The organism is Citrobacter sp. KH_055_1 (genome assembly GCF_057838705.1).
The window spans coordinates 2,180,152-2,195,157 of sequence record NZ_CM174473.1 but is presented as its reverse complement, the minus strand read 5'-3'; the positions used below and the strand labels follow the sequence as shown (position 1 = coordinate 2,195,157).

Sequence of the window (15,006 nt, the reverse complement as noted above, 5' to 3'; positions counted from 1 at the left end):
CACGCCCGATAGATAGTCATCGGCAATCCGCCAGGATTGCTTACCGCGAAAAGCGCCGGTTTCGTCACACTTTCACAACATCATTCTAAAAAATTCAGGAAAGTGCCAGCGGAGAGTTCCGCTGGCGGATGGATCAGTTATCGCCAAAGTGGATAACAGTACGAATAGACTTACCCTGATGCATTAAATCGAACGCCTCGTTGATCTGCTCCAGCGGCAGGCGATGCGTAATAAACGGATCTAACTGAATTTTCCCGCTCATTGCGTCTTCGACCATGCCCGGCAGCTGCGTACGCCCTTTTACACCACCAAATGCGGAGCCGCGCCAGACGCGTCCGGTCACCAGCTGGAACGGACGTGTTTTGATCTCCTGCCCAGCGCCCGCCACGCCAATGATGATGCTCTCGCCCCACCCTTTGTGGCAGCACTCCAGCGCAGCACGCATCACGTTCACATTACCGATGCATTCAAAGCTGAAGTCCACGCCGCCGTCGGTAAGCTCAACAATCACGTCCTGCACCGGCTTATCGTAATCGTTCGGATTGATGAAATCTGTCGCACCCATTTCACCGGCCAGCTTGAATTTCTCCGGGTTGGTATCGACCGCTAAAATGCGCCCGGCTTTCGCCTGTACCGCGCCCTGGATCACCGCCAGACCGATACCGCCCAGACCAAACACCGCCACGGTGTCGCCTTCTTTTACTTTTGCCGTGTTATGGACGGCGCCTATCCCGGTGGTAACGCCACAGCCCAGCAGACAGACTTTGTCCAGCGGTGCCTGTGGATTGACCTTCGCCAGCGAGATCTCTGCGCACACGGTATATTCACTGAAGGTGCTGGTGCCCATGTAGTGATAAATCGGCTCGCCGTTGTAAGAAAAACGCGTTGTGCCGTCTGGCATCAGACCTTTACCCTGGGTCGCGCGCACGGCCTGACAGAGGTTGGTTTTGCCCGATTTACAGAACTTACACTCGCCACATTCGGCGGTGTACAGCGGGATCACATGGTCGCCCGGTTGCAGGCTGGTGACGCCTTCGCCCACTTCAACCACAATGCCGCCGCCTTCATGGCCCAGTACTGCCGGGAATACACCTTCCGGATCGTCGCCCGAGAGCGTAAATGCGTCTGTATGGCACACACCGGTGTGGGTGATTTTAACCAGCACTTCCCCTTTTTTTGGCGGCGCGACGTCGATTTCGACAATTTTTAACGGTTGGCCGGGGCCAAATGCAACTGCAGCACGTGATTTCATTTGTCTCTTCCCATTATTGCGAGGTGATGGTGTTATTTTAGATAAGCGCGCAGAAGATGGCCGATTTCAGCCATACGCACGGCACGCTGGTCCGGGGTGGTCTCCCCACTGACCAGTTCATCCTTCAGGTGGATCTCAACCATTTCGCCCATCAGGCCGTTGGATGCGCCGCGTACGGCGGCAATTTGTTGCAGGATCGCCAGACAGGGTTCGCCTGACTCCAGCGCGCGCTCGAGCGCATCAACCTGCCCACGAATACGTCGTACACGAGTGAGAATGCGTTTTTTATCTTCAGGTGAATGCGGCATACGCCCTCCGGATACTATAGGGGGGTATGGTATTTCATTTAATAGCCCCGTGTAAACGGTGAAATTTATGGGGTCATGAGGAGAGGCGCCATTGACCACCAGTATCGGGTAATTAAATAAATGCGAGGCGTCTCCAGAAAATAAATAACATCTCCCTGTTTTATACAATCAACTCACCCGCAGCAAATCCGCAAAACGCGTGGTATATCGTGGGGATAGCATTCCTCGTTTCATTTTCCACTGCTGTTCTATTCCCTGCCCGGCAAACCAGAGCGTTCCGCGCCCTTCTTTATTGAGCCGATCCACCACGGTCATCAACTCCGCGCTGTTGCGTCGAGGGCCATTGTCATCAAACAGATTCAACTGTGCCACGCCTGAACTGAAAAAATCCCCCAGCATCACGCCCGCTTTTTGATAGCGCAGTCCGTCCCGCCAGATAACGTCCAGGCAGCGTGTTGCCGCATTGATAATATCCCGACTATCCTGGGTGGGGATCAGCAATTTGGTCGACGCGCTATTAGCATAATAAGGTTCATTCGGGGCAAATGGACTGGTTTTAATAAACGCAGAGATAAACTGACAATACTGGTGTTCCCCGCGCAATTTTTCTGCTGCACGCGCGGCATAGGCGCAAATCGCCTCCCGCATGGCGTTGTAATCCGTGAGCCTCTCACCAAACGATCTTGAGCAGATGATTTCCTGCTTCACCGCTGCAAACTCTTCAAAACCCAGGCAGGGTTCACCGCGTAGTTCACGTACGGTACGCTCCAGTACCACGCTGAAATGCTTGCGGATAACATCAGTGTGGGTATCCGCCAGATCCAGCGCACTCTTGATACCCATCGCGTCGAGTTTCTTGCTGGTACGGCGACCAACGCCCCAAACATCATCGACCGGAAGCGCCGCCATCAGCTTACGCTGGCGTTCCCTGTTCGAGAGGTCCACTACGCCGCCCGTCTGCTGTTGCCACTTTTTGGCCGTATGGTTCGCCAGCTTCGCGAGGGTTTTGGTGGGCGCAATACCTACGCCGACGAGCAGATGTGTGCGCTTGTGCAGCGTGTGTCGAATTTCACGTCCAAACGCCGCCAAATTGCAGCAATTCCTGACTCCAGAGAGATCGCAAAACGCCTCATCAATTGAGTAGATCTCCACCCGTGGCGCGATCTCTTCCAGGGTGGTCATCACCCGCTGGCTCATATCGGCGTACAGTTCATAGTTGCTACTGAAGGTAACAATCCCGTGCCGGCGGAAAATTTCTTTCTGTTTGAAATAAGGTGCGCCCATTGTTACCAGCCCTTTGGCTTCGGCGCTGCGGGCAATGACGCAGCCGTCGTTATTCGATAGAACCACCACCGGGCGGCCTTTCAAATCCGGGCGAAACACGGTCTCACAGCTGGCATAGAATGCATTTACATCACAGAGCGCAAACATTCTCACCCCGTCGATTTGACGATAAAAGTCACAACACCAAAGATATCGAGCGTATCTTCACTGCTGATCCGAATCGGTGACCAGGCGCGGTTCATCGGATTAAGCTGCACGGTAGGTCTGAGCTGGAGACATTTTACTGTAAACTCACCGTCCACCGCGGCAATCACAATATCCCCGTGAGCGGCGGTTCTGGCGCTGTCAACAATCAATAGATCGCCCTCATTGATCCCGGCATCAACCATCGAATCGCCCGCCGCTTTCACAAAGTAGGTCGCGCTGGGGTGCTTGATCAACAAGGCATTCAGATCAATACGCTGCTCCACGTAGTCCTGTGCCGGGCTGGGGAACCCGCACGCGACAACATCACTGAAAAGGGGTAGCGCGATCGCCTCGCGCGGTTCTGAAGGTCTGTACAACATCATGACGCATCCCTCACATACTGTTTTTATATACAGTAGTTGTAGTGAGGCATGCAATCAAGTGATGGGAAGACGGGCGCTGTTTATTGCTTAACCACCTCACGTGTAAGTATGGGTTGCGGTTAAAAATATCGGTTTTGTAAATTATTTCGGGAGGCCCAAATGTTGACGTTTTTTCAGCCAACCCACACCACCGCTGCGCTGAATTTAACTATTTCTGAAACCGTTCACGTTGTGTTTTATCCGCCTCTTCTGCCTGGTTTGCCAACGGCTGGAATTGAGCCGGACCATAAAATACTTTTGGTAAAGGAAGTGATTCCATCGACGTCCCCGGATATATTTGCAATTCCCCCAGTCGAGACAACTGATACCCCAACACCACGGCGGGCATTGTGAGCATATAAGGTGCCGTTTTTTCGTAAGAGACCGGGGTCGGTAAGCGATTGTGGTCGAGATTATAGTTACGCTTCAGCACCAGAAATTTATCAGGCACCCTGCGTTTGCTATTCCACCAGTCACCGTCCAACTCACGAAACTTTCTTTCGGTTTCAGTTCCGGTGACCACCCCGAGCTGCAATAGCGCATGGCGCAGTTCACCGTCCATCGCGGCGTTATAAGCATCGATAGTTTCTGCTTTTCCTTGCAAAATCACGTTGATGGCAAGCCGTGCCCCCAAAAGATTTGAATATAAATCTTCCGGTGAAAATGCAGATATCTCTTCGGAAAATCCGGGAACAGACTGAAAACCGTACCATTGTGCAATTTCGTGCCACTGTGCCAACTGAAACGCCAGATGACCTGCCAGCCAGGCCGCCAGGGTATAGCGCTGGGGCAGTGAAGACGGCGGCGTAAATGCCAGGAGCTGCACTCGGCGAACGCCCAACTCTTCACTGTAGAAATAACGCCAGCGCTGACCCAGTTTGGGAAGAATACGCGAGAAAATATAGAACGTATTATCCGCCGTATCGCGAACATGGGCGATATCAATAAACCCACCGCGATGGGTATAAATAAGACCGCTTTTTTCTGCGCTGAGCCCGACAATATTCTTCACGGCACCCAGCGCACTATCGTTATAATGATGGCTACCCAGCGTATCCAGGGTCAGGACGTTGCCAATCTGGTAAACCGGAATCGGGACCCCAATCGCACGGACGTGAAGATCATAGCCAAACGCACAGCAAGGACGTAACGACTCCGGCGGCGAAAGCTGACTGACGACCGGGTAAACCTGGCGCGCGTGCTTTATCGGAAACAGGTCCCCTTCTGCACAGGCCAAACCCGCCACCAACCACAAAAACATTAACCCTTTACGCATTCAGAAAGCCTCCGCAACCTGAAAATAAAAACCGGCACTTTCTTTACCAAACCCCAGATCCAGACGCACGTTCATCGCGGGCTTCACTTCAAACCGATATCCCACGCCTGCCGTGGGTAACAACGGATGATCGTCCAGCGCGCTGATGTTTTTTCCCAGCGTCCCGGCACCCAGCCACAATACATATCCGTGTCGCCAGTTCAGCTTTCGTCGGTACTCTACCTGCCCACTGACAACATCGTTGTCCCGGTAGCGGCCCTGATAATAGCCACGCATCCGCCGATCGTCGCCAGCCATCGACAACCGATCCTAGGGAACATCCCCTCGCGTAAAACGGCCCCAGAGATCAAAGGCCAGTACCGTTTTTTCATTCAGTAAGTGGTAGTAATCGTATTGCCACTCGGTTGCGTTGAAATGGGTGTCAGACCCTACCGATGGATCGAACCAAGTGTATTCCACTTTAAAGAACTGTCCTCGTTGCGGGCGAGTGATCGCATCGCGAGAATCGTAATTCAGGCTGATGCTGGCACCCGATGCAAGTGAGGAGGACTGCGCGTCATAGCGTGTAAAGGTGTCATCCGCGCGGGGATCATCAATAGTCGCGTGCAACGTTGAAAAGTCCCAACCGGCGCCAAGATAAAGATTTTTAACGACCTCCCGCATAATAATCGGATGCACGCGGATGGCGTTATTGGTGTACTCCTGCTCATTGCCCTGCGCCGCATCGTAGCCAATGCCCCAGAAACCAGTCGGCACTCTGTTCACCGAACCGTCAACAAACAGTCGCCAACGATCGTCAGTAAAAAAGGTGTAACTGCTTAACCCAATCCCTAGTGCACCGCTGCTACTGACATAGCCGGTAAAAGACAGCGACGAGTTCTGGGTGGTTTTATCATTGGGATCAACCCGATAAATTCCCGCCACGGCCATCCCCAGCCCCAGCCTGAGCTCAGGGGTATAAAACGGGCCCGGCAACACACTCCAGTTAACGCCCTTCTGCGGATCATAGTGGTTATCGGCCCCCAGGCCGGAAAGCAGTTTATCTACTGATTTTTGATCCAGCGCTACTGCCGCCGAAGGCCAGGCGGTCAGCGTCAGTGACAATGTCAGCATGATGCGATGGGGTCTCATCAGAAACGGTACTCTCCCGCCACGAAGAAACTGTTACGCTCATTGAAACCGAATTCTGTGAGGACATTAAATTGCGGCGTCATTTCAAACTGGGTACCAATCAGCATATTCCAGGGTGATGTTAGCTTCTGTTTAACATCAAACCGCCCTTCATTATTCTGGTTCACGGTGTCAATGAGCGGTTGCAGTGCGGCGGGCATATGCAAGTCGGAAAGGCTGCCCCGGAACTCCTGCTGAACATTCTGGTACATACTCCCCAGCCAGACGCTAAGGTGAGACTCTCCGACGGGCCCCTGGAAACGAAAACGGTATCCCACCCGAGGTGACACCGTTAGCGCCGAAATTTTGCCATCCAGAATGTCGAAATCAGTACGGGTGTAGTTGGTGTCCACTAGCGCAAACCAATTTTCATATCCGCCCGCCAGCGTGATCCCGGTTCCCCAGGTCGTGCCTTTGAAGTCGAGAGTAAAATCGATATCCTGCAATTCACCACTCTGATAAAGCTGATGCACCGACGAGGCAATCACCCTGTCAATACCGGTATAGCGTGTCGGATCGGCATCGACGGAAACGTTCGATACCGATGAACCGCGCGTATGTCCCACTAACCCGTAGATATTGAGAAACGGAAACACCCACATATCGATACGCAGGTTTTCTGATTTACTTTGCTCACGGGTATGCCCGGCATCAATATTAAACATATCGGTCGGGATCGCATGGTTACCCAACGCCAGCCCTGAAAAACCAATGCTGTCGACGTCAATGTTCTGGCGCATATTCATATAGCTGAGATTGACGCCAAACGGCAACGGAATCGAGTATCCACGGGCTTTGGCCTCTTCTCCCCAGATGGGAAAGGTGCGATCTTCCGTATCCGCGGCACACGCCACACCAGAAACCAGCAGAAGCGGCACCATCGTATTAGTCCATCTCATTATTATCCTCATTTATGTCTCGCTTCATTGGTTACAGGCCAGCGCCCACATTGAAGTAAACCGCCTCTTCGTTATCACTAAGGGCAACATCAATGCCGGTATGCAGACCGTATTCCCGGGCGATTAAATAGCGGAATCCCGCGCCCCAACCAACTTCGGTGCTGGAGTAAAGATCGCCTGCATTGTCGGTAGCACTCCCCGCGCCTACGAATCCCTGAACAATCCAGCGCGACGTCATTTGCCAGGCAAGCTGTGTTTGCACGGTGCTGACATCATTGCCTTGATAGCGATAACGGGAGATCCCACGCAGCGCGATATAAGGACGCGTCATCGGTGGGAGATGTTGGTCATGTCGGGACAGCATTTGATAATTAGTTGCCAGAGAAAGCGTCCAGTCCCGACTTAGCGGCAGGAAAAATTTGCCATCAAGCGTCAGTAAATCGTAGCGGTAATCGCCCCCAAGGTAGTGACCGTAAAACTGATATTCACCGCTGAGCGACACACCGTGTCCCGGCCAGAAAAAGTTATCGGTGGTGTCGTATTCTGCGACAATCCCTAAGCCCGATGACGTGCTGCTGTCACCGAGGACGTGTTTCCAGACGCGGTCGATAACCGGGTTGTTTCGCGCAGAAATATCCATTTTCGCCCAAAACTGTGAGGCCCCTAAAAACACCGGAGAATCACTGACACGAAACAATAACTTTTGTATCCCGCCATAACCTTTGGTCTCAGTTTCAATCGCGCGATTGTTGCCGAAACCCGCGAGGTCACCCGAATAGATATCCAGATCGATATTTGCGTAACCTGCCGCAATAAAGTAACGAATATGATCGTCCGTCCAGGTATGCCGGTGGCCGCCCCCCACAAACCAGGTACCGTTATCCGTCGCGCCGCCGCCCAGCGCGGTCATGGCTGGGGGAATGAATTGCCCGTCAACCTGCTGGCCTTTTCCATGAAGAAATAAACCAAACACGCCGCCGCCATAGCCCACGGCAGGTTCTGTAATCACCACAGGGATGGGTAAAAAGCCGTACCGGTTTTCTTGCAAATAGCGGCTCATATCCAGCATCCCATCTTCAGGATCGATCAGGCCAACGGCGTGCGCTTGTCCGCAGAAAATCAGCAGCAAAAGGGAGGTTTTTTTCATGGCGCGGTTCCTTCCGGCGGTATGGCAGGCGCGGCATACCAGTTTTCTTTCGGCACCCTCACCGCATCATCGGGTTGCAACACAAAATTCGGCGACATGATCTGTACGTTAAATTCGTTGAACACATCCTGAATATGGCTGTACAACGCGTTGCGCGCCTCAGCCAATGACTGCCCCGGTAGTAACCTGACCTGCAATTCATAAGAGACATACCAGTCCATTAACGCCAACTGGCGCACAAGCGGCGGCTGGGATAGATCGATTCCTTTTGCCCGCTTGGCGGCCAGTTCCAGCATGGCATGCACCTGCCGCCAGGGGGTGTCATAACCGATGGTGACACCGACGGTCAGATTGATACCGCCCCCCGAGTTTTGTGCGCTGAGATTGGTAATTTTGCCGCTGACCACCACCGCGTTCGGCACCGTGACGACGTAATTTTCACGGGTAATGATTTTGGTAGCGAGCATGCCTATCTCGCTCACCAGTCCTTCGTTATCCGCAACGCGAATAACGTCACCTTTACGCAGGGCGCGGGAGTAGATCAGCACCAGCCCGCTCATGGCATGATTCATTACCCCTGCCGACCCGAGTGTCAGCATCAGGCCAAAGAACACGCTAATCCCTTTGAACGCCAGTGAATTGGCACCAGGAAGGAAGGGATAGGCTGCTGAAAGGGCGAACAACCACACCACCACGGAAATCAGCTTACGTGTCGCCCCCACGGTTTCAGGGTGAATACCGGGAAGCTGTAAGCGCCCTGCTTCTACCTGATTAAGTACAACTTTAAGCAGCTTAAGAATAAACGCGGTGATAAGAACAATAATCAGGACAATCATCAGCCCCGGTAATGCCGACGCAATCGACAGCGCGATTTCACGCAGCACCCGTATCGACCAATCACCCAAAGATGTCCCCCAGACACGCGTCCAGGGAAACAGGCTAAATACCCAACTGAGCCAGACATACAACGCGACTATGCCCAGCAGAATCATCAATAAGGCATACAAACGTGCCTCGATTGCACCGGTAAAACGCCGCCAGCGCTGGGGGAGCCAGCTTCTGTTGGCAATGATTCGACGCCGGTAATAACGGCGAACCCATCGCCATGAACGGTACGCGCTATAGAAAAAAAGAATCAGCCCCAGCAATCCCGCAGCTGTTTTCACCGCAGACAGCGCCAGCCAACCGCCGTCGAATTGATCGCGCAACGCCGTCCGCTGGGTCTCCATGCGCACCAGCACCCGCTGAGCGGCCTGATCGAGGGTCAGATCGTCGCCTTCATCCAGATCGGCTTGCGCCAGCAGCAGCAGCGGTTTGCCGTTCATGACGATCAGCCTTCCCGGCTGGTTGTAGCGGGTTATCGGCACAATTTTCAGCGGTTCACGCAGGTCCGCCTGCGTAAAATTACGCAGCGTATTACGGATGCGCAACACCCGCTCTTCTGGCGTGGTTAAGCCAAATTTTGCCTGCAGCATCACAATCGGCTGGTGAAAGATATACACCGTCCGCGCACGTTCCTGTTCCGATGGCTGCTGTCGGGGCTCCGCCGCGAATGAGGGAAAAGCCAGAGCGCTAATAAAACACATCAAAAAAATGAGCAGTACCTTGTTCATACTCACCATCCCGCATGTGTAAACATACTGACCAACACTGTCCGCTTAAATGGAACGGTCTTGAGCATGGTGGAACTCCTTTCATTAGCGGCAAAAAAAGTATAGGAAACAAATTGATGAAAGACGCAGTTAAAAAAAACAATATTTTTACAATTTTAAACATATCAATATTGTTTATAAAAAAGTGCATGCATGATTAGTAGTCTATTGATTAGAAAGGAGGTAATAAAAAAACAATGATTTTTCGATAAACGGTATCGCGGTCATAAACCGGGTATAGTGGCGCCATAAAATCATTAAAACGGATACACCATGAGCACTGCAGGGAAAAGTAACCCACTGGCGATTGGCGGCCTGGTCGCCTTGACGCTCATCTGGAGCTACAGCTGGATCGCCATGAAACAGGTCACGCTGTACATCGGCTCGTTCGACTTCACTGCCCTACGCTGCACTTTCGGCGCACTGGTCTTATTTATTGTCCTGATGCTTCGAGGCCGAGGGATGCGCCCGACGCCTTTCCGCTATACGCTGGCAATTGCTTTGTTGCAGACCTGCGGCATGGTTGGGCTGTCGCAATGGGCGCTGGTCAGCGGCGGGGCTGGTAAGGTCGCGATCCTGAGCTATACCATGCCATTCTGGGTGGTGATTATGGCGGCCATGTTTTTGGGCGAACGCATGCGGCGTATACAGTATGCCGCGATTGCGGTAGCGGCATCCGGACTGCTGCTGGTTTTACAGCCGTGGCAGATGGACTTCACCTCAATGAAAAGTGCGTTGCTGGCGATCCTGTCGGGGATCAGTTGGGGGGCGAGCGCCATTGTCGCCAAGCGCATGTATGCCCGTCATCCGAATATCGATCTGCTCGCGCTAACCTCATGGCAGATGCTGTATGCCGCACTGGTAATGAGCCTGGTGGCCTTCCTGGTCCCTCAGCGCAGCCCTGACTGGCAGCCGGTGGTCTTCTGGGCGTTAGGCTATAGCGCCATACTGGCAACGGCGCTGGCATGGAGTTTATGGCTGTTTGTCCTGCGTAATTTACCTGCCAGTATTGCCAGTTTAAGCACATTGGCGGTACCCGTTTGCGGGGTCCTGTTTTCCTGGTGGCTGCTGGGTGAAGAGCCCGGCGTAGTTGAAGGAAGCGGGATTGTATTGATTGTTGTGGCGCTGGCGATCGTCAGTCTGAAAAAACGGTCCCCTCAGGTGCAGAGCATCAAAAAATAAGTGGCCCAAAACACACGCCCCGCATAATGTGGGGCGTTGATTATCGACATTACGAACGCTTGCGCGGCATCATGCGTAGCAGGGTATTATCCCGCCAAAAATAGTGATGCATCAGGGCGGCGGCGGCATGCAGACCAATGACAAAATAGCCCAGTTTTGCCAGCGTCACATGCCAGGACTTCAGCATATCCACAATATCAAAGTTGGCTTCTGTCGCATGTGGCATAACGATGCCAAAGGCGATCCACGGATTCCCTCTGTTGTACATCATCACCAGACCAATTATCGGCAGGACGATGAACAACAGATAAATAACCAGATGCCCAAGATGCGCCATACCGGTCATCATCGGCTTCGGTTTTGGCACAATCGGCGGCGTCGGATATTTAAGTCTGACCAGCAGGCGCGTTACCATCAGCGCTAAAATCGTGATGCCGCAGGACACGTGTACCATGTTGAACCCGGGGCGATAGCTGCGCGGGAAAAATCCGCGGAGTTCCATGGCACAGTAGGTCACAATCACCAATAAAAAAACCAGCCAGTGGATGCCAATTTGCAGGCCAGAATACTTATTCCCCATAACACTTCCTGAGTAAAAACAATAATGCGTCAACATAACCAGCTTTTGTTAAAAATTCATTAACTTTGTTAGATCCTTTTCCGTTGATTACGTGTAACCGCAAAAATAACGATTGCCGGTACCCCGCCAGTACAGCGGAATACCGGTTGCAGATGAAGCATTACGTCCCGGTCACCATCAGTACGTCATCGACAAAATTTTTGGCGCGCGGAATATCCGACTCATCCACATGTTCAATAATCAGCGGAATATTCGGATGGTTTTTAGCGAGTAGTTCCACATACAGCAGATAGTTGAGTGACCCGAGGCCGGCAGCTGGCAGTTCCACCGAACCGGCCCCACGGAAGCTATTATGCTCCGCGGCACCGTCACCGAATTTCTCAATAACCACATCAGTTTTTTTGCAGTCCTTGGCGTGGGCAATTTTAATTTTACCGTCGAGCACGTTGAAGATGCTGTGTAGTGTTTCATCAATAGCATCAATGTTTTTGTCGTCGAAATAGTTGGTGGGATCCAACGCCAGCCCAAGCCCTGGATGTTCAACATCACGCATCAACCGCGCAACCTGGCTTACCGAACCGATGATGTTGTTGACGTAGTTTTCCACCAGGAAAACCGCCCCATGCTCCCAGGCAAAGGTCGCCAGCTCTCGGGCGATACTTTTGAATTCCTGATACGCCTCTTCGGTGCTGTTTTGGGGATCGTATAGCCAGTCGCTGTCGACGTTATAAGTCCCTGTTTCGCTGATCACATACGGCGTACCAAAATCCCTTGCATGCGCCAGGATCTCTTTTACCGCTGCGATGTTCTCCGCGCGTTTTACCGGATCAGGATGCACGAGATTGGTATAAGCTGAAATGGCAACAATGGGCAGATTCGCCTGACGAAACGCGTCACGCACCTGGTGCGCTTTCTGTTTGGTAATGTGTCCACGGCTGAGATCAATATCAGTGAATTCGAGGTCGAGCTGTACGCAGCCCATGCCCGCCTGCTTAATCTTCGCAATGGTCTCTTCCAGCGTGTAAGGGTAATAACCGGTAAAAATGCCGACGTTAATCATTTTGTATTCTCCTGAAGGATTTCATTGAGATAAACCGTTCGTTCTTCCTGTATTGAGAGGTAACAGGCTTCAATACAGGCCAGCGTGCCTACGTTATCTTTTGCGCTGATGTCCGGTTCGACGCCGTGCTCCAGGGCGCACATCAGGTTCGCCATGGTGCCGATAAACGCATCCGGGAACCACTGACGTTCCCATTGCGGCATCACCCAGCGATCCGGGTAGTCGCGCGATGCAAGTTTCAACGTGCTGCCGCAATACTCCGGCGGTCGGCGGTGCCAGCCAAAATCACCTTCTGCCAGCCCATCGGTTCCTTCCACACGCCAGTTGATGTAGTTGTTTTTGGCACAGGGTTCCCCCGGCCAGGCCCAGACATCATCCAGGCTGGTCGCGATCAGGCCATTGGCATACTGGAAGGTGTATTGCGTAATACCATCGGTGTGTTCAAAGGTGGTTCGCGGATCAGTGCGGCACACAGCGGTCACTTTTATCGGATGACCAAATAAAAAGCGGAAGGCATCGATATGGTGAATCGCCATCGCATACAGCTCGAGCTTTTTGTATTGCTGCAGGAAGTGCTGCCAGTCGGGTATAGCGCGCATATCAATACTGGCAATCACCGGCGTGCCGATGAGTTGATTATCGAGAATGTACTTCAGCGCCCGCATTGATGGGTCATAGCGCATATTGGAGTTCACTGCGATGGGAATACCACTCTGTTGACTCAGCCGCACGATTTCACGCCCGGCCTCCAGCGACATCGCCAGCGGTTTCTGACAAAGAATGGCTTTCACGTTTTTCGCCGGGGAATCTTTAGCGCAGATAAAGCGCACGATCTCTAACTGAATATGCGGCGGTACAGCGATATCAATAATCTCAATCTGCGGATCACACACCATCTCCTTCCAGGATGCATACACTTTCGGGATGGCAAACATGTCGGACAGGCGCTGGCTATGGGTGGTATCCAGCGAAGTGATACCGTAGGTCGTAAAACCGGCTTTCTGATACGCCACCAGATGGCAGTGCTCAACAATAAAGCCGGCCCCGATAATACCGATTCTATAATCTTTTCTCTGCGGTAACGCCGGACGAGTCGCCTGTTCTAATAAGCGTTCTAACGAATCCATGATGCCCCCGTTGATGATGATATGCGTTGGCGGCGAGGATCACCTCGCCGCTGTTGTTTAGTGCAGCGCACGGCCTTTCACCACCGAACGCTCTCGCTGTGGTGCAGCACTCCGCTGTTTTTGCAACCAGAATTGTTCAATTTCTTCCAGCGATTTGCCTTTGGTTTCCGGCAACATCCGTTTGGTGATAATCAGTTGGATCAGACACATCACGGCAAAGAAATAGAATGTGTTGTTACCGCCAAAGGTGGCGAGCGTAAAAGGAAACAGCCAGACCACCAGGAAATTAAAGATCCACTGGGTAAAGGAGACCAGCGCCACCGCTTTGCTGCGGATCGCGTTAGGAAACATCTCCGAAACCAACGTCCAGAAAACCGGGCCGATACAGGCAGAAAAACAGGCGATATACGAGAACAAAAAGAACAGCGTCACCCCCGCTGGCAAGGCATGATGGAACGAGAAGCCGAGGAAAAACAGCGACACACCCATAATCAACGAGCCATAGAGATAAAGCGGGCGGCGCCCTACTCGATCAATTAACACCACGCCAACCACGGTGGCTGTCAGGTTAATAATGCCCATAAAGATATTGAAATAGAGCGCGGAGCTTATTGAGAACCCGGCAGCCATCATAATTTTCGGCGCATAATCGAGGGCGGCATTACAGCCGATCAACTGCACCAGCACAGCCAGAATCAGGCCTAGCATAATGCTGCTGCGCGCGTCTTTATGAAACAGCGTGCTGGACTGAGTAGCATGATGGGCCGCGAGGTTTTTCTCCACATCAGCGGTCATTCTTTGCGCTTCATCAGCAGAATAAAAACGTTGCAATATATTTAGCGCTTTTTGCTTTTGGCCTTTCAGGGTAAGCCAGCGTGGGCTCTCCGGGATAAACAGCAGCCCGACAAAGAATACGACCGCCGGGACAACGCCGGAAATAAACATCAACCGCCAGTTATTTTCCAGATCCTTAAGAAAATAGTTGGTCAGATAGGAAAGTAAAATACCCAGCATGATGCACAGTTGATATATCGCAGTCATCCGCCCACGCATGGAGGCAGGGGCCATTTCCGCGACATACATCGGCGACAAAACCGAAATCGCCCCCACGCTAATCCCACCCAGCAAGCGGTTCAGGATAAATGTGGTTTCATTCGTGGCGATGCCGGTGCCCACACAGGAAAGACCAAAGATAATGGCAGAAATAATTAAAACACGTTTGCGGCCAAATTTATTAGTGATATACCCCGAGCTGAATGAACCGATAATACAGCCAACTAATAATGAACTGACTCCCCAGCCAAGCTGGAGTTCATTCCAGTTAAAGTAAGTCTGAATAAAAGGAATAGCACCGGCAATAATCGCGATATCAAAGCCAAACATGATCCCGCCAAAAATAGCCGTGCAGCAGCTAAAGTACAAATAAAATGGATATTTCATCGTCACAATCCTTACCAGCAT

13 protein-coding genes and 1 pseudogene are annotated in these 15,006 nt (G+C 52.3%); 1 reads left to right on the top strand and 13 read right to left on the bottom strand.

Translation table 11 applies throughout. The features are described from left to right. Positions 1-133: 133 nt before the first annotated feature. From AC3ITF_RS10205 to AC3ITF_RS10165, 9 genes and pseudogenes are all read right to left on the bottom strand, one after another. Positions 134-1,252, bottom strand: coding sequence for an S-(hydroxymethyl)glutathione dehydrogenase/class III alcohol dehydrogenase (locus tag AC3ITF_RS10205; RefSeq protein ID WP_096756948.1), 1,119 nt, complete (start codon positions 1,250-1,252; stop codon positions 134-136). 32 nt (positions 1,253-1,284) lie between these two features. Further along, on the bottom strand, positions 1,285-1,560 hold the full coding sequence (locus AC3ITF_RS10200; RefSeq protein ID WP_003833178.1) for a metal/formaldehyde-sensitive transcriptional repressor: 276 nt from the start codon (positions 1,558-1,560) through the stop codon (positions 1,285-1,287). Between the two features lie 168 nt (positions 1,561-1,728). Continuing rightward, on the bottom strand, positions 1,729-2,991 hold the full coding sequence (locus AC3ITF_RS10195) for a Y-family DNA polymerase (RefSeq protein ID WP_489176384.1): 1,263 nt from the start codon (positions 2,989-2,991) through the stop codon (positions 1,729-1,731). Positions 2,992-2,993: 2 nt separating this feature from the next. After that, positions 2,994-3,413, bottom strand: a complete 420-nt coding sequence (locus AC3ITF_RS10190) for a translesion error-prone DNA polymerase V autoproteolytic subunit (RefSeq protein ID WP_117342847.1) — start codon at positions 3,411-3,413, stop codon at positions 2,994-2,996. A 208-nt stretch (positions 3,414-3,621) separates the two neighbouring features. After that, positions 3,622-4,728 (bottom strand): DUF4056 domain-containing protein, encoded by a 1,107-nt coding sequence (locus AC3ITF_RS10185; protein WP_135911993.1) that lies wholly within the window; start codon positions 4,726-4,728, stop codon positions 3,622-3,624. Next, positions 4,729-5,859, bottom strand: a pseudogene (locus tag AC3ITF_RS10180) (BamA/TamA family outer membrane protein). Next, positions 5,859-6,797, bottom strand: a complete 939-nt coding sequence (locus tag AC3ITF_RS10175) for a hypothetical protein (RefSeq protein WP_489176383.1) — start codon at positions 6,795-6,797, stop codon at positions 5,859-5,861. The pseudogene AC3ITF_RS10180 and the gene AC3ITF_RS10175 overlap by 1 nt, the downstream one beginning before the upstream one ends. Positions 6,798-6,828: 31 nt before the next feature. Beyond that, positions 6,829-7,944, bottom strand: coding sequence for a BamA/TamA family outer membrane protein (locus AC3ITF_RS10170; RefSeq protein WP_181491362.1), 1,116 nt, complete (start codon positions 7,942-7,944; stop codon positions 6,829-6,831). Next, complete coding sequence (locus AC3ITF_RS10165) at positions 7,941-9,557, bottom strand: mechanosensitive ion channel family protein (protein WP_153879611.1); 1,617 nt, start codon at positions 9,555-9,557, stop codon at positions 7,941-7,943. Before AC3ITF_RS10165 ends, AC3ITF_RS10170 begins: the two co-directional genes overlap by 4 nt. A gap of 312 nt (positions 9,558-9,869) precedes the next feature. Between AC3ITF_RS10165 and AC3ITF_RS10160 the strand changes: the two genes are divergently transcribed. Then, positions 9,870-10,778, top strand: a complete 909-nt coding sequence (locus AC3ITF_RS10160; RefSeq protein WP_135911989.1) for a DMT family transporter — start codon at positions 9,870-9,872, stop codon at positions 10,776-10,778. A 49-nt stretch (positions 10,779-10,827) separates the two neighbouring features. Here the strand turns inward: AC3ITF_RS10160 and cybB are convergent, their stop codons facing one another. The 4 genes from cybB to AC3ITF_RS10140 form a co-directional block, all read right to left on the bottom strand. Then, positions 10,828-11,358, bottom strand: a complete 531-nt coding sequence (gene cybB / locus AC3ITF_RS10155; protein ID WP_115258383.1) for a cytochrome b561 — start codon at positions 11,356-11,358, stop codon at positions 10,828-10,830. A 160-nt stretch (positions 11,359-11,518) separates the two neighbouring features. Then, a complete protein-coding gene (locus tag AC3ITF_RS10150) occupies positions 11,519-12,418 on the bottom strand; it encodes a sugar phosphate isomerase/epimerase family protein (RefSeq protein WP_115258382.1) in 900 nt (299 codons plus the stop codon). Continuing rightward, the gene (locus tag AC3ITF_RS10145) at positions 12,415-13,545 is read right to left on the bottom strand and encodes a Gfo/Idh/MocA family protein (RefSeq protein WP_146716871.1); all 1,131 of its coding nucleotides are present in this window, start codon (positions 13,543-13,545) and stop codon (positions 12,415-12,417) included. Before AC3ITF_RS10145 ends, AC3ITF_RS10150 begins: the two co-directional genes overlap by 4 nt. 57 nt (positions 13,546-13,602) lie before the next feature. Then, positions 13,603-14,985 carry a sugar porter family MFS transporter gene (locus tag AC3ITF_RS10140; protein ID WP_161959024.1) on the bottom strand — a complete coding sequence of 461 codons (1,383 nt, stop codon included), beginning with the start codon at positions 14,983-14,985 and terminating at the stop codon, positions 13,603-13,605. Positions 14,986-15,006 lie beyond the last annotated feature (21 nt).

Excerpts from the sequence above, each read along its gene's own strand:
- AC3ITF_RS10170 (WP_181491362.1), bottom strand. The coding sequence starts at position 7,944 with ATGAAAAAAACCTCCCTTTTGCTGCTGATTTTCTGCGGACAAGCGCAC.
- AC3ITF_RS10165 (WP_153879611.1), bottom strand. The coding sequence starts at position 9,557 with ATGAACAAGGTACTGCTCATTTTTTTGATGTGTTTTATTAGCGCTCTG.
- AC3ITF_RS10145 (WP_146716871.1), bottom strand. The coding sequence starts at position 13,545 with ATGGATTCGTTAGAACGCTTATTAGAACAGGCGACTCGTCCGGCGTTA.
- AC3ITF_RS10140 (WP_161959024.1), bottom strand. The coding sequence starts at position 14,985 with ATGAAATATCCATTTTATTTGTACTTTAGCTGCTGCACGGCTATTTTT.
- AC3ITF_RS10190 (WP_117342847.1), bottom strand. The coding sequence starts at position 3,413 with ATGATGTTGTACAGACCTTCAGAACCGCGCGAGGCGATCGCGCTACCC.
- AC3ITF_RS10200 (WP_003833178.1), bottom strand. The coding sequence starts at position 1,560 with ATGCCGCATTCACCTGAAGATAAAAAACGCATTCTCACTCGTGTACGA.
- AC3ITF_RS10185 (WP_135911993.1), bottom strand. The coding sequence starts at position 4,728 with ATGCGTAAAGGGTTAATGTTTTTGTGGTTGGTGGCGGGTTTGGCCTGT.
- AC3ITF_RS10205 (WP_096756948.1), bottom strand. The coding sequence starts at position 1,252 with ATGAAATCACGTGCTGCAGTTGCATTTGGCCCCGGCCAACCGTTAAAA.
- AC3ITF_RS10195 (WP_489176384.1), bottom strand. The coding sequence starts at position 2,991 with ATGTTTGCGCTCTGTGATGTAAATGCATTCTATGCCAGCTGTGAGACC.
- cybB (WP_115258383.1), bottom strand. The coding sequence starts at position 11,358 with ATGGGGAATAAGTATTCTGGCCTGCAAATTGGCATCCACTGGCTGGTT.
- AC3ITF_RS10175 (WP_489176383.1), bottom strand. The coding sequence starts at position 6,797 with ATGAGATGGACTAATACGATGGTGCCGCTTCTGCTGGTTTCTGGTGTG.
- AC3ITF_RS10150 (WP_115258382.1), bottom strand. The coding sequence starts at position 12,418 with ATGATTAACGTCGGCATTTTTACCGGTTATTACCCTTACACGCTGGAA.
- AC3ITF_RS10160 (WP_135911989.1), top strand. The coding sequence starts at position 9,870 with ATGAGCACTGCAGGGAAAAGTAACCCACTGGCGATTGGCGGCCTGGTC.